The 14201-nt window shown below is 27.8% G+C and carries 20 protein-coding genes and 1 other RNA gene; 3 read left to right on the top strand and 18 right to left on the bottom strand.

What is annotated here, in order from left to right:
• Positions 1-18 precede the first annotated feature (18 nt).
• The 12 genes from ACYQ1T_RS11140 to ACYQ1T_RS11085 all read right to left on the bottom strand — a co-directional run bounded on the left by ACYQ1T_RS11140 (position 19) and on the right by ACYQ1T_RS11085 (position 6715).
• A complete protein-coding gene (locus tag ACYQ1T_RS11140) occupies positions 19-1014 on the bottom strand; it encodes a DUF3102 domain-containing protein (protein ID WP_459834716.1) in 996 nt (331 codons plus the stop codon).
• 14 nt (positions 1015-1028) lie between these two features.
• Positions 1029-2621: a PcfJ domain-containing protein gene (locus tag ACYQ1T_RS11135; RefSeq protein ID WP_459834715.1), complete on the bottom strand. Its 1593-nt coding sequence runs from the start codon at positions 2619-2621 to the stop codon at positions 1029-1031.
• A gap of 28 nt (positions 2622-2649) precedes the next feature.
• Entirely contained in the window at positions 2650-3027 is a 378-nt protein-coding gene (locus ACYQ1T_RS11130; RefSeq protein ID WP_459834714.1) for a hypothetical protein, read from the bottom strand.
• Positions 3028-3546 (bottom strand): Holliday junction resolvase RecU, encoded by a 519-nt coding sequence (locus ACYQ1T_RS11125; protein ID WP_459834713.1) that lies wholly within the window; start codon positions 3544-3546, stop codon positions 3028-3030.
• Between the two features lie 12 nt (positions 3547-3558).
• Positions 3559-3852, bottom strand: a complete 294-nt coding sequence (locus tag ACYQ1T_RS11120; RefSeq protein ID WP_459834712.1) for a hypothetical protein — start codon at positions 3850-3852, stop codon at positions 3559-3561.
• A complete protein-coding gene (locus tag ACYQ1T_RS11115; RefSeq protein ID WP_459834711.1) occupies positions 3849-4712 on the bottom strand; it encodes a rolling circle replication-associated protein in 864 nt (287 codons plus the stop codon). The genes ACYQ1T_RS11120 and ACYQ1T_RS11115 overlap by 4 nt, the downstream gene beginning before the upstream one ends.
• 346 nt (positions 4713-5058) lie before the next feature.
• Positions 5059-5214: a hypothetical protein gene (locus ACYQ1T_RS11110; RefSeq protein ID WP_459834710.1), complete on the bottom strand. Its 156-nt coding sequence runs from the start codon at positions 5212-5214 to the stop codon at positions 5059-5061.
• Positions 5215-5341: 127 nt separating this feature from the next.
• Positions 5342-5506, bottom strand: a complete 165-nt coding sequence (locus ACYQ1T_RS11105; protein ID WP_459834709.1) for a hypothetical protein — start codon at positions 5504-5506, stop codon at positions 5342-5344.
• A gap of 202 nt (positions 5507-5708) precedes the next feature.
• Positions 5709-6008, bottom strand: a complete 300-nt coding sequence (locus tag ACYQ1T_RS11100) for a hypothetical protein (protein WP_459834708.1) — start codon at positions 6006-6008, stop codon at positions 5709-5711.
• A 4-nt stretch (positions 6009-6012) separates the two neighbouring features.
• Entirely contained in the window at positions 6013-6222 is a 210-nt protein-coding gene (locus ACYQ1T_RS11095) for a helix-turn-helix domain-containing protein (RefSeq protein ID WP_459834707.1), read from the bottom strand.
• Positions 6223-6225: 3 nt separating this feature from the next.
• On the bottom strand, positions 6226-6453 hold the full coding sequence (locus ACYQ1T_RS11090; protein WP_459834706.1) for a helix-turn-helix domain-containing protein: 228 nt from the start codon (positions 6451-6453) through the stop codon (positions 6226-6228).
• A 25-nt stretch (positions 6454-6478) separates the two neighbouring features.
• Positions 6479-6715 carry a helix-turn-helix transcriptional regulator gene (locus ACYQ1T_RS11085; RefSeq protein WP_459834705.1) on the bottom strand — a complete coding sequence of 79 codons (237 nt, stop codon included), beginning with the start codon at positions 6713-6715 and terminating at the stop codon, positions 6479-6481.
• A gap of 190 nt (positions 6716-6905) precedes the next feature.
• Between ACYQ1T_RS11085 and ACYQ1T_RS11080 the strand changes: the two genes are divergently transcribed.
• From ACYQ1T_RS11080 to ACYQ1T_RS11070, 3 genes are all read left to right on the top strand, one after another.
• A complete protein-coding gene (locus ACYQ1T_RS11080) occupies positions 6906-7283 on the top strand; it encodes a helix-turn-helix domain-containing protein (protein WP_459834704.1) in 378 nt (125 codons plus the stop codon).
• A gap of 207 nt (positions 7284-7490) precedes the next feature.
• Entirely contained in the window at positions 7491-7691 is a 201-nt protein-coding gene (locus ACYQ1T_RS11075; protein ID WP_459834703.1) for a hypothetical protein, read from the top strand.
• Complete coding sequence (locus ACYQ1T_RS11070) at positions 7622-8773, top strand: tyrosine-type recombinase/integrase (protein ID WP_459834702.1); 1152 nt, start codon at positions 7622-7624, stop codon at positions 8771-8773. The genes ACYQ1T_RS11075 and ACYQ1T_RS11070 overlap by 70 nt, the downstream gene beginning before the upstream one ends.
• Positions 8774-8834: 61 nt before the next feature.
• Here ACYQ1T_RS11070 and rnpB read toward each other — a convergent pair.
• From rnpB to dnaG, 6 genes are all read right to left on the bottom strand, one after another.
• Positions 8835-9178: RNase P RNA component class A (gene rnpB, locus ACYQ1T_RS11065), an RNA gene on the bottom strand.
• A gap of 54 nt (positions 9179-9232) precedes the next feature.
• A complete protein-coding gene (locus ACYQ1T_RS11060) occupies positions 9233-9490 on the bottom strand; it encodes a hypothetical protein (RefSeq protein ID WP_459834701.1) in 258 nt (85 codons plus the stop codon).
• An 81-nt stretch (positions 9491-9571) separates the two neighbouring features.
• On the bottom strand, positions 9572-10363 hold the full coding sequence (locus ACYQ1T_RS11055; RefSeq protein WP_459834700.1) for a Nif3-like dinuclear metal center hexameric protein: 792 nt from the start codon (positions 10361-10363) through the stop codon (positions 9572-9574).
• Positions 10364-10372: 9 nt separating this feature from the next.
• Positions 10373-11065, bottom strand: a complete 693-nt coding sequence (locus tag ACYQ1T_RS11050) for a tRNA (adenine(22)-N(1))-methyltransferase (RefSeq protein WP_459834699.1) — start codon at positions 11063-11065, stop codon at positions 10373-10375.
• Positions 11066-11235: 170 nt separating this feature from the next.
• On the bottom strand, positions 11236-12342 hold the full coding sequence (gene rpoD / locus ACYQ1T_RS11045) for an RNA polymerase sigma factor RpoD (RefSeq protein ID WP_459834698.1): 1107 nt from the start codon (positions 12340-12342) through the stop codon (positions 11236-11238).
• Positions 12343-12369: 27 nt separating this feature from the next.
• The gene (gene dnaG / locus ACYQ1T_RS11040; protein WP_459834697.1) at positions 12370-14151 is read right to left on the bottom strand and encodes a DNA primase; all 1782 of its coding nucleotides are present in this window, start codon (positions 14149-14151) and stop codon (positions 12370-12372) included.
• Positions 14152-14201 lie beyond the last annotated feature (50 nt).

Here is a 14201-nt window from a genome sequence, read left to right as displayed (position 1 = left end):
CTTTATACCTTTATCCTTTTACAGTTTATCTTCCATGTCATTTATTAGTTTTTTAACTGCTCCTGAATACTTTTCTTTTACTTCCTCTTCTTCTATTTCTGCTAAAGCCTTTAATAAATCTGAAAATCCTTTAGCTAATTCATTGAAGTATATTTTAAATTTTAAAGAAGATTCATTGTTTCTGGTTGCTTTATTTATTCTTCCTCTTAATTCTTCTAATTCTCTAGTAACTTCTTCTGGTATTTCTGCATTAATCTCTATTGGTTTTTCTTCTAGTTCTTTTTTAAGATTTTCTATCTCTTTTAAAGCTTCTCCTAATTCAACTGCTTTTTCTTGTAGTAATTTTCTATTTAGTAATATTTCTTCTTCTGTTTCAGGACTACTAGATCTTGCTTTTTGCTCCTTTAGATTTTTTTCTAAAGTTTTTATATGTGTTCTTAAATTTTCTATCTCTGCCTCTCTATTAACTAATTCCTCTTGTTTCTTGAAATTAACCTCCTCTATTTTACTTTTTATTTTCTTATTTTCTTCCTGGTACTTTTTAAGCTTTTCCTTATTTTTATTTACCTCTTCTTCTTTAGCTTTTAACTGTTCCTGTAATTTTTGTTTCTCCTTTATTGCTGCTTGTAATTCCCTGGTACTCATATCCTCAATTTTGTTCTCTTTTACAAATTCTTCTCTCTCTTCTTCAGGTAGTCCAATAAGTGCTAAAGCTTGACTATAACTCAAATTCGCATACGTTTGCGAATTTAAATTATCTCCTAAAAGGCTTATTTGTGATGATCCATATTCATTAAAAATCTTCATCAAATTATTAGCTGTTCTTTGACTATAATCTACTGATTTTTCTAACCAGCTTGACCACTCTCCATGTCCTACTATTTCTTTTGCTTCTACTAATCTTCTTCCAATTTCTATAGAATTGTATAAAACTATAGTCCTTGTTTGCTCCTTTATACTATTTATCTCTAAAGCTATCACTTCAGCTGTTCTAATTACTTTCAAATTCTCCATTTTCTCAATTCCCCCTATGCTATTTTAGTTTTTTCAGTTTTATTTACACTTCCAACTTTTAATGTTTTGAATTTATTTATAAATCTTTCTAATTTTTTTCCTGGATCTATATTGTTTTTTCCTCTTATTTGAATAACCTTACCTTTTTTAATTTCCATGGTGTAGTATGGCTTGTCTATATTCTTCTTTTCTCTTATTACTAAGATATTAGTTTCACCTTTGGCATGTTTTTCTGCATATCCACCCACACAATGATTCAATGCAGCTCCTTCATCTATTATTTCCTTTGTACTTTTAACCGCTCTTATGATATAGTCTTTATCTTCAAAGTAATACTTTTTATTTATTGCTTCTTCCCTCTTTTTAAACTTTTCATCTAATATTTTATCTGCATTGTATTTTACTTGTTTTATTGTATTTTGATGTGCTTTATATAAATCTTTTGGAAATAATACACTTTCTTTGGTAATGTCCATTTTCAACTTCCTACAATCTTCTATATAATCTTTCCAATCAGTTACTACGCCTGTAAATCTTCTGTAAAATTTCTTTGTATATAATTCTTCTTGTTTCTTTATATATTTAGACGCTTTATAAAATGTTGTATATCTCAATATTTCTTTAAATGGTCCAGGATTGCATTCTGTTTGTCTTTCTATCTCCTTTAAATCATTTAAGCTTACTTTATTTTTTTGATTACTATTAAGCTGGTATAGTTTCAAGAAATAAGTATCTTTCCCCCCATTAAATGCCATAAGCTCTTTTAATTCTGCTTTATTTACTTTTAACATTTTGAAAACTGTTTTCCCTCTCCAATTAATAGCATTGTGTGTTTGGCCATTAAAAAGTTTAGTCTTTATTATTTCCTCAAACCCTAGCTTAGTTAAATCCTCTACTCTTGGATATTTACTGAATAATTCAAAATATTTTAAACTATCTTCTCCACAGTTTTTATATTTTTCATACATACTATATTGATATGGAGTATCTTTTATAGCATTTTCTATACTTTCTAAATTGGTTCCTTTGTAAACTCTTCCTGAATATATGCTTTCTAAAGAATATATTCTTTGCCTTTTTCTCCACTTTATATTTTTTTGTTCTCCCCATGTATCATTTGTAAGCATTATAGGATTTTTAATTTTGAAAATATATAACGCTTCTACTTTGTAATAGTTTTTTATATTTTTATAATCACCTTTATAAGTTCTACTGGTATATATTCCTTTAGCTACTATCACATCTTTATCTATTTTAGATTTTTCATAGTGTACAAAATAAGCACTATCGTATAAATATTTTCTACTTATACCGCTTGATTTTATTTTTACTTTACTACCACATCCTGGACAAAGAACTCTGCCGTTATGTTCTAATCCTTCTGTTTCATATTCTTTATTACAATAAGTGCAATAACCGTACTGTTGTTTTCCTAACCTTACTTTTTTTAAACTTACTGGATCTATTGAATATCTTTCTTTTCCTCTTCTCTCTATAAACATATATCTGCTATCTTTTAATGCTACCTCTGTTGCATACTCTTCTATTTCTTTTGTTATAAGGTCCTTACCAAAATGTTTTAAATAATCACTTATTACATTCTCCATGTTCTCACCCTCATAAATCCTTTAAATTTTACAGATAATCATCTAATGAAACATTAAATATATCCTCTTCTTTTTCTTCCTTTTTAGATTTAAAATTTATAACTTTAATACTTTCATTAACCTTTAATTTCTCTTTTTTTGCTTTTTTAATTTCAAAATATTTTAAAACTATTGCAAATCCTTCTTCATCACTAATCATGGCCATATTTCCTACTTTATTTTTTTCAGCTTCTTTTCTCATAGACTCTAAACTTTTCATAATAGTTTTATCTTTTTCTAATATCTTTTCTGCCGCATCTTCATTATTTTCTATTACACTTAATAGATACTCCCCTATAATTTTTACGTAAGGATTATTTTCCTTTTCAATTTCATCGTTTATCTTTTTAATAGCCTTATTTAACATCTATTTATCCTCCAATACTTTTAAATAATTTAAATTAGCATTTTCTTCATAGAAAATTTCTTTCATATCCAATACTGGTATATAGTTAAATCCTCTTTTCCCTTTGTTTTCTTGCCATCTGTCCCAATATTCAAGGACTATTTCACCTGGTATATAGAAAACTCTATCTAGCTTTTTCATTGAACATAATATGAAGCTTGTTTCATTCATTTCTAAAGCAAATCTTATATATTCTATTTGATGATCCTGAATATGTTTTAATGGAAGTCCCTTTTCATCTTCTGATTCCTTGCAATCAAAGGATATAGAAATTCCCCCTTTAATCGTTCCCCTAAAGTCAAGAGTACTCTTTCCTTGTGGAAATGCTGATACTATTTGACTTCCTCTTCTTATTACATTCCAAGGAGTGCTTATTTTTTGAATTAACGCTTGTCCTATGTTTTTGTAATACCTATTTGCTCTTATTACCTCTTCTTCAAATGCTCTTCCCTTGTTTGCCATGTCTAGATTTTTTGGCATGTTCTCACCTTCCTATTCTCTTTTGAATTTTTTATCATTGTTAACAGCATTAAAAATCGCTCTACTTTCTACATGTATATATTCCATAACCTTCATTTTACTTCGTAGAAATTCCTTTATATCTGACTTTGTATGTCTTTCTTTGACTTCTAATGTATTTACTTGTAATCTAATTTCATTAAGTCTGTCATACATAGCTATAGACAGCTGACTTAATTTAAATGCTCCTTCTCCATCTTCTGTTGTTAACTTCTTATATTGCTGCAATATTTCTTTGCATATTTTTAAATCTTCTTCTATATTCATTTACTCACCCTTTCCCGTTTTCTCATTTTCGTATAAATATATACTCCTGAGAATTTATTTGATATATATGTTGTAGTATCTATAAAATCTAAACCTTTATATTTACTTTCAAAAAACTCTTTATGGCAATTTTCATCTCTTGCTATCTTTTCAGCTTTTCTTCTTGTTAATATAGTTCTATTTATAGTTACTGTTGGTTTCTTTAAGTTTTTTGATTTCCCTATTCTTGTTTTACTTTGAGAAGCTATATACGTAGCTACTTTTTCAAACTTAATTTCATCCGCTTGTAGTCTATTTGCGTTAGCTGTTCCTAGTCCCCATTTCTTTTCTGCTATATCCCTATCCATCCTTGACATTATTAAATGGTGGTGTATTCTAGTCCTTTTGCTTTTTGTAGGATCATCTACATAGTCAATTACTGAAATATATTTAAACTCTTCATTTGGTTTATTTACTTTCCACCAGCGCTTTATTCTTTTTATATAATTATCAATATCTTTTTTTGCCCTATCTTTATTTGGTGGTTTTCCATAATAAGATAAAGTTACATATAAATCTCCGTTTTTAAAATTAGTATTTACTAACCTAACTACCTCTTTTATTTTATTTTTCTTATTAAGATTTTGTTGTGATTTACTTGACTTCTTATTTTTATTACTCCTTGGTATATCCCCTTTGCATTTCCATACTGGATAAATTTCTTTTTCTACCATTTCTCCACTTACTATTGTTTTAACTACATAGACATAATTATTATTAATTCTTAAATCTTCATACTCTTCTAATTTTTCTATTTGCTTATTGTATATTTCTTCATAGTCATAATCTTCATATAGTTTTCTTATCTTATTCTTATTCATCTATAACCCTCATTTTATCTATGTTTTAGTTGTATATGTCCGAGATAATAATACATATTACAAGCTCGGTAAAAGCTTAAAAAAAGTAAAAAAATAATAAGGTATTTGACATACCTACTTTTTAGTTATAGAATAAGTATAAAAATAATTTCTTTATACTTATCTTGAAAACACATTACTACTCACCTACCACATGGTTTTAGTAATGTGTTTATTTTTATAAGTGCATCTTATAAAGCTTGTACTATAATCTAAATACTTGCATTTACCACAGCACTTATCACATACAAGTTTATATTTGTTACAATGGATCCATGAGTTACTATCACCATTGCATAATTCACACTTATACATTTAAATTTTCTCTTTTCCATTTCTCATATTTCATTTTTTGCTCTTCAGCTACTTCTTTATCTCTTCTATTACTTAGCATAATAGTTACTATGTCGCTTGTCCCAAAATGTTTAATTGCTTCATCTAACATAATTTGAGTATTACTCATTTTAAAACCCTCTCTATCCTATTTATTTGTATTTATTTAAAAATCTTATATAACTTTTCTAAAATACCATTTTTCTTAGCCTTTTCTATTTGAATAGAATTACTATTTATTATTAATATCTTTTTCATTAGTTTCTCCAGCACCCCTTTTTGAATTTCTTTAAGCCTGCCCACGTTGGTTTGATTCCTTTTGGATTACATTCTTCTTCAATGTATGTAAGTAAAATATAAATACTCATATCAACCTCTAATTTCTTTTTATTTTTATTTTTTACTACAGCATTTTTCGCCATAACGTTTAAAAATAATCTAGCTCAATCGAGCTAGTATTTTTCTACTGTTCCATACATGTTCTCATCATATATATATTTCAATTAAAACTTGTTAATATCTATATGAGAAATACGGTTTACATCTATATAAATACCTATTAAATCATCTACACATGCTTTTTATAAAGTTATATCAAATAGACAAATAGTTCATGTGTTCAAATTAATTTTTAAAAAAAATCACCCTATAGATCCCACCTTTAAACTTAACTTTAAATTTTCTTATTTCTCTTTTTATACTTGTAGGTCTTATATTCTCTCTTGCTTTTAAACCATGCCCATTAATAAAATTACAAATTAATCTTTCAGCTAGTTTCTTATGCTCTGTAGATAAATTTAAAAACCCTCGTATTGTTCTAAAGTCATAACCTAAAACTTCTTTTACTTCTAAAGCATTTTGAAATTTATAACATCCTCTAATGTTAGCCTTTATATATTTTTCTTCAATTTCGTTATAGTCCATCTATTCACCCCCTCAAACTAAATTCCCTAATATCATTTAAGTTTGAAAAATCTTTCCCTTCAGCTTCTAAGATAAACCTTTCAAGCTCTACTGATGTAATTTTTATATTCCCTAACTTAAGGCCTTGTATATGATTGGCTCTTAATAAGTCATAAACTACATTCTTAGTAGTTTTTAACTTTTGAGCCACTTCTTTAACTGTAAATAACTCCACTTCTTACTCTCCCCATTCTTTTTGGTATAAATGTTCAGGTATTAAATCATTCGGCGTTATATTAAAAACTTTGCATAATCCACATAACGTACTTAATTTTATATTATTTTTCAAATTAGATTCTATCTCTATTATTGTGCTCCTACCTAGACCACTTACTAAACTTAATTCCTTTTTACTTAACTCCATAGATTCACGATAATATTTAATATTTTCACCAAGAGTATTCAAAATACTCACTCCTTGTATATGTTAATTAAAACTTGCTTAAACTATCTAATATAGCTGATATATATATACCATTCTCATCTTCAGAATTTATAATTACTTTTAATGGTACTTTAAAAAGGTCTGCTAATTGCTTAGCTTCAGAAATAGAAAAAGCTACTTTCCCATTTTCTTTTTTGTTGTAAGTTGCTTTTGTTATTTCTAAAATATCTGCAACCTTTTGTTGGCTATAATTATTTATTATTCTTAAAATTTTTAGAATCATATTTAAGACTTCACACTCCCTTCTGTTTCATTTCGAAACCTCTTGCATTTATTATAGTGTTTCATTACGAAACCTGTCAATACTTTTATTATATTTTTCTAACTTTTTGTTTCATTGCGTGACAAAAAGTTACTAATTTAATTTAAAATAGTATAATTATATTATTAAAACTATATTAGGTGGTGATTTTATGAGTAGCATTGGAGAACGATTAAAGTATCTACGTGAAGAAGCAAACCTTAGCCAAATAGAAGTTTCTAATTTATTGAATATGGGTAGAAGTACTATAGCTAACCACGAAAATGATAGAAGAGAACCCTCTATAGAAATGCTTTTAAAATATTCTAACTTATACAAATGTACAGTAGATTTCCTTGTAGGTAAGACTAATAATAGAAGTAATTCAATTAATACATTTGATTTAGATGATAAAAAAATACTTGCAGAAACATCTACTAAAATTTTTCCTAATGGGCTAACCACTGAAGAAGTACTTGAAAAAATAAAAATAATTCAGTATTTAGAAGAAAAAGGGTTTGTTTTCCCTGCTGAAATTGAAAATAAATAAAAAACACCTGAAATATATAGATTCAGGTGTTTTTTTATTTGTCTAATTAAAAAAAATGTCGTTATTTGTCCAACGATTCGCTATAGCGACACTTCACTAAAATTATATCTTTGTGTAATAATAGTTGTGAAATATGTACTTTATTAAAAAAAACATATCATAATGTTCTATTTTTGAAGCATAAGTTCATTTTAGTGAGGTGGTATTATGCAAATTATCGATTTAATAATGAAATTGGATGGCATAGAGTTTTTACAGATAGATTGTAAAAAAATAAAAATTAATATAACTGATTTAATTTTTCAAGCAAAAAACTTAGATAAGGATGTGATTTTAGAATGCAAGGAAGTGTTAGAAAAAAAGGAAACAGATGGTACTATAGATTTTATGAAGGTACTAGACAAATAGAAAAGGTTGGAGGTAATACAAAAAAAGAAGCATTGCAAGCTCTAAATGAAGAGCTTAATAGGCAATTTAAAGGCTTTGAAAGACCAACTGAAATGTTACTTAGTGATTATCTTGAAATGTGGCTTGAGGACTATATAAAAGACGAGCGTGCTAAAAATACATATGATAAATATAAAGGAGCTATACATAATAGAATAAATCCAGCTATAGGTACTATAAAGCTATGTGATTTAAAGGTTGTACATATAGAAAGATTTTTAAAAACTTTAAAGAAAAGTACTTTTGGAAATGGTAAAAAACTATCAAATACTTCTATCCAAATGTATTATACAACATTAAATGTTGCTCTTAATAAAGCAGTTAAATTACAAATGCTTATAGATAACCCTTGTAGATTTATAGATACTCCTAAAAGAGGTAAATTTAAAGCTAATATTTTAACTTTAGAAGAGTATAAGAAAATTTATAATAGTTTAGATGATAGTAATTATGAAGATTATATTTTTAAGCTTGCATTAGATATAACTCTAGAAACTGGATTTAGGCGTGGAGAAATGTGTGGTCTTACCTGGAATGATATAGACTTAAAAAATAAAACAATAACCTTAAAACAGGCCCTAATACGTATTAAAAATAATTATGTATTAAGTGATCTAAAAACTGAAAGTTCTTATAGAACTTTACCTATAAGTGATACATTAATTGAAAAAATTAGAGTATATAAAACATTCCAAAATAAACAGAAATTAAGATATGGAGAGTTTTATATAAAAAATTTATGGAATGGAGTGCAATATGATTTAGTTTTAACTTGGGAAAATGGGAGGTTTATAATCCCTAGCAACTTTTTACAAAGATTAAAAAGAGTATGTAAATATAATGGAATTAATAAAAACATCCGTTGGCATGATCTTAGGCATACTAATGCAACATTACTTTTAGAAGGAGGAGCTCAAATGAAAGTTATTCAAGAAAGGCTTGGACACTCTCTAATGCAAACAACATCCGATCTTTATGTTCATGTTTCCGAAAAAATTAATAGAGAGGCTACCAATTTGATAACCTCTCTATTAAATAACTAGATTTACAAGGGAATAATAAGGGAAAATACCCTTACTAAGTTCCCTAACCTAGTATTTTCAATGCACGAGATAAGCCGTAAGCGGAGTTCTGTATTAAGCAATCATCTATCTAGGTCTATTGTTGCCAATAGACTCAAGCGGCACACCCGGAAACGGGGCGGGCAACCCCTAAAATGTTTCCCTATTCGGCCTTGCTCCAAGTGGGGTTTACATAGCCACCATGTCACCATGGTGCTGGTGAGCTCTTACCTCGCCTTTCCACCCTTACCTAAAAACTTAGGCGGTATATCTCTGTTGCACTTTCCTTCAAGTCGCCTTGACTGGACGTTATCCAGCACCCTGCCCTATGGAGCTCCGACTTTCCTCTCCTAGATCTAGTCTAGCAGCGATTGCATGTCTTACTCGTAAAACCTATGATATCATAAAATTTAAAATAAAACAAATGATATTTTTTACATTCTATACAAATTGTAGAATTAAAAGAAGCATAGCAAGGATTACCCAAGAATAAAAGCCTATTCCTGAAAATAATAAAGTTATTATTATTAATACATATATACATATTCTTGCTGCAATAAAACAAGAATTAGGTCTACAGTTCATTCCCCTATTTATATTATTAGTTATAGCATCACAAAACTCTTTAAAGCTATTTTGAAGTACTTGACCCCAGTTATTATTTTTTTTCTTCTTTCTATAATATGATTTCCCTCCCATTATTCATCTCCAAAAAATATTATTATTAACTATTTTATGATTTCATTATATTATTAATTACAAATAGTAAAGAAAAAAACCTTACACAAAAGTGTAAGGATCTTCTACTTTATTTGATATAATAACTTCTATTTCATCTAAATCTTTTTTTATTTTATCCATAACTGAAAGGAATACAACCCATTCAGAAGAAAAGTGTCCTGTATCTATTATTGAAATTCCCATTTCTTTATAATCTGAAGCAAAGTGATATGTTGTATCCCCAGTAATTATACAATCAGCACCCATTTTAACTGCTTCTGAAATAAAGCCTTCTCCACTTCCATTTATAATAGCTATAGTTCTTATATTATTAAAACCTTCAACTATTTTAAGTGTATTGATATTTAAATTTTCTTTAACAATTCTTACTAAATCTAAAAGAGAAATGTTATTTTTTAATCTTATTATTCTTCCAAGTCCATCTTTTTTATCTTTTGAATTTTTATGTATTTCTATAATTTCTGTAGAGTTGAATCCTAATTTTTCTACTATAGTTTCATTTAATCCACCTTCTACTGAATCTAAGTTAGTATGACTAGAGTAAAGACTAATATCATTTTTTATAAGTTCAATTATTTTTTTTCCTAAAAGTGTATCTGTTGTTATATTGCTAGGCTTTCTAAATAAAAGAGGATGATGTGTAATAATTAAATCTACATTTTTTTCCTTCCCCTCATTTATTACATCTAAAGTACAATCTAAAGCTAAAAGTATTTTTTTTACTTCCTTTTCTTTATCTCCTACCATAAGTCCTACATTATCAAAGTCTTCTTTTAAGTTTACAGGAGCAAAGTCTTCAATTATTTTCATAATTTCTTTTACTTTTTTCATTATATCACCCTATAAAAAATTAATCATATTTGAAATAACAGTTATTTTCTCATTTATTTCTTTTCTTCTTTCATTAGCACTTACTGTGCTATCAGTTAAAAAGCTTAAAATTTTATTGTATTGATCTAATTTATAATTTAAATAATCCTTCATAAGAGGATGTCTACTCATTAATAGCTTTGGACTAACTTCATAGTAAATTGAATCTAAAGAAGTATTCTCCCCTTCTTTTCTTTTAACTTTAAAAAGTTCATAATACTTATCTTCATCTAAACATAAATCCTCTTCTAATATTTCATAATCATTTGTATATAAATATTCTCTTAGTACTTCTGGATTTTGTGCTGGTTGTAGTATTAAATAATCTAAATTATTTACTTTTTCTATATCTTTTTCTAAAATATCTCTTATTAAATTTCCGCCCATTCCAGCAATTACTACTGCCTGTACTTCTTGATTTTTTACAGTACTTAAGCCTCCACCTAATCTAAACTCTAGTTCATCTCCCATTCCCTCTAATATAGCATTTAATCTTGCCTTATCTAATGGATCCTTGTTAATATCAGATGCTATTGCTTTTGTACAAATGTCATTTCTTAAAGCATACAAGGGAACATATCCATGATCAGTACCTATATCTGCCATTGCAACTACTTTATCCATATTTTTAATTATAAATTTTAATCTTTTGCTTAAATCCATATCTTTCTACTCCTTACATAATAAAGTTATCTTAGAGGGGTTTATTATATAACTCTTTAAGTTATTTTATAATTTTTAAACTAACTATATATTTAAAATTTGCCTTATAGATTAAGTTTATATTATTTATACTTCCCAATAAGACAAATTAAAATTAGCACCACCTGGTGCTAATCTAAATAATCTTTTAACTTTTTACTTCTTGATGGATGTCTTAGCTTTCTAAGAGCCTTTGCTTCTATTTGTCTAATTCTTTCTCTAGTAACATTAAACTCCTTACCTACTTCTTCAAGAGTTCTTGCTCTACCATCATCTAAACCAAATCTTAATCTTAATACCTTTTCTTCTCTAGGTGTTAATGTATCTAAAACATTTATTAATTGCTCTTTAAGCATTGTAAATGCTGCTGCTTCTGCTGGTGCCAAAGCATCATCATCTGGAATAAAATCTCCTAAATGAGAATCTTCTTCTTCTCCTATAGGTGTTTCTAAAGAAACTGGTTCTTGAGCTATTTTTTGAATTTCTCTAACTTTATCTACTGGTAAGTCCATAACTTTTGAGATTTCTTCTGGGAATGGGTCTCTACCTAGTTCTTGAAGTAGTTGTCTTTGCACTCTTATAAGCTTATTTATAGTTTCTACCATGTGAACAGGAATTCTTATAGTTCTAGCTTGGTCTGCTATAGCTCTTGTAATTGCCTGTCTAATCCACCATGTAGCATATGTAGAGAACTTAAAGCCCTTTCTATAATCAAACTTTTCTACAGCTTTTATAAGCCCTAAATTTCCTTCTTGAATAAGATCTAAGAAAAGCATGCCTCTACCAACATATCTTTTAGCAATACTTACAACTAATCTAAGGTTTGCTTCTGCTAATTTCTTTTTAGCTTTTTGATCGCCTTGCTCTATTCTATTAGCTAGCTCTATTTCTTCTTCAGAGGATAAAAGTGGTACTTTCCCAATTTCTTTTAAATACATTCTTACAGGGTCATCTATTGCAATTCCTTCTGGTATAGTTAAATCTATTTCTTCCTCAACTATATCTACTTCATTAGCATTGCCAATTACTTCTATACCCATGGATTCTAAAACTTCATAGATTTTTTCTATTTGTTCTGGTCCTAGCTCTATGTGTTCTACTTCATCCATTATTTCTTTATAAGTTAAAGTTCCATTTTTTTTACCTTTATCAAGTAGACTTTTAACTACAGTCATTTTACTATTTTTCTCTTCATTTTCATTTTTACTTTGCTTAGCTTTTGTTTTTTCATCTACCATTTTGTTACCTCCTTTGGTTATAACCAATTATTCTTTCACACCTCTCTTTAGTTGTTCAGCTACTTTCGTAAGTTCAATAGCTATTTGTATTGATTCTTCAATTTTACCTTGTGACTCTAATTTTTTTTGTTTTCTTTTTAAGTCTTCTAACTTTTGGTTTAATTTATAATTATTCAATTTCTTTAAAAAATCATTAATTAACTTTTTGGTATCTGATCCTTTTAAAACTTTATGTTCTTTTATCTTCACTAATTCTTCAAGAGTTTTAACATTTGTACATCTTGATTCTAAAAAAGTAATTATATTATTTATACTTCCCTTTTTAGCTTCTTTAATGACATTAAAAATCTCTTTATGTTCTGGAAGAACTAACTCATCTTGGTTTAAAAGTTCATTTATATAATCAAAGTAATCATCTTCTAAACTAAGTTTTATTAGGGATCTTTCAGCTTTTAAAAATCCAGGCTCTACATATAATTTTGTTCCATTATATTCCTTATTATTCATAAATTCATTTTCTTTTATATTTTTTGTCATTTCTCTTGAAAGTAAGTCGTATAAAGACTGTTCTCTAATACCTGTATTTTCAGATATTTTTCTTACATATACATCCTTTTCTAAAGGATTTAAATCTGCTAATATCTGTGTAACTCTTTTTCCATATTTAATTAAGGAATCACTTTCTTTAAAATTTATTCCTTCTTCTGCTCTTTTAAGCCTATAATCTATTAAGGGTGCAGCACCATTAATAAGCTTTATAAAAGCATCCTTACCGTTGCTTCTTACAAATTCATCTGGATCTTTTCCTTGAGGAATACTTAAAACTCTAACATCAAAACCAGCATCTCTTAATATTTCAAGTCCTCTTAAAGTAGCAGTTTGACCGGCTATATCCGCATCATATGATATAATAACCTTATCTGCATATCTTTTTAATAATCTTGCTTGATTACTTGTTAATGCTGTTCCTAATGACGCTACAACATTTGTAATTCCATATTGATGTAATGTTATTAAGTCCATATATCCTTCTACAATTATAAAATATCTATCCTTTATATTATTTTTAATTGCAAAGTTTAATCCATATAAATTTGTTCCCTTTTGAAAAACTAATGTTTCAGGTGAGTTTAAATACTTAGGCTTAGAATCATCTAATACTCTTCCTCCAAATCCAATTACTTTACCTCTGTAATCAAAAACTGGAAAAATAACTCTATTTCTGAACCTATCATATTTTTTCCCTGTTTTTTCTGATGTTGAAACTAAACCTGCTTCTTGTAGCAACTCTTCTTTAAAACCTAACTTTCTCAAATAAAAAAGTAACTCATTCCAGCTATCTTTTGCAAAACCTAAACCAAACCTTTTAATAGTTTCTTCTTTTATTCCACGATTTAAAAAATATTCTTTAGCTTGTGGAGTGTTTTTTAGATTTGCAAAAAAGTGCCTTGCAGCTTCTACGTTGACTTTATAAAGAAGCTCTTTTTTCTTTGAGATAGGACTTTGGTTTTTAGTACCATTATCTAATGGGATATTTGCTCTTTCAGCTAAGTACTTTACAGCATCTACAAATGGTAAATTTTTATTTTTCATAACAAATGTAATTACATTTCCTGCTTCACCACATCCAAAACATTTATAAATTTGTTTATCTTGCGATACAGAGAAAGAAGGACTCTTTTCATTATGAAATGGACATAAACCTGAAAAATTTCTACCAGAACGTTTTAAACGTACTGTATCTGATATAACATCTACTATATCATTCTGTTCTTTAACCTTCTCTAAAATTTCCTCAGAAATTTGCAAGGAGATCACCCTCCTTACTTATAATTTTCGTCAACTTATAAAGATTTCGA

It is taken from the genome of Clostridium carnis, from assembly GCF_054657435.1.
Note: the sequence above shows the minus strand (reverse complement) of the source record. Positions and strands in the feature narration are given on the sequence as shown.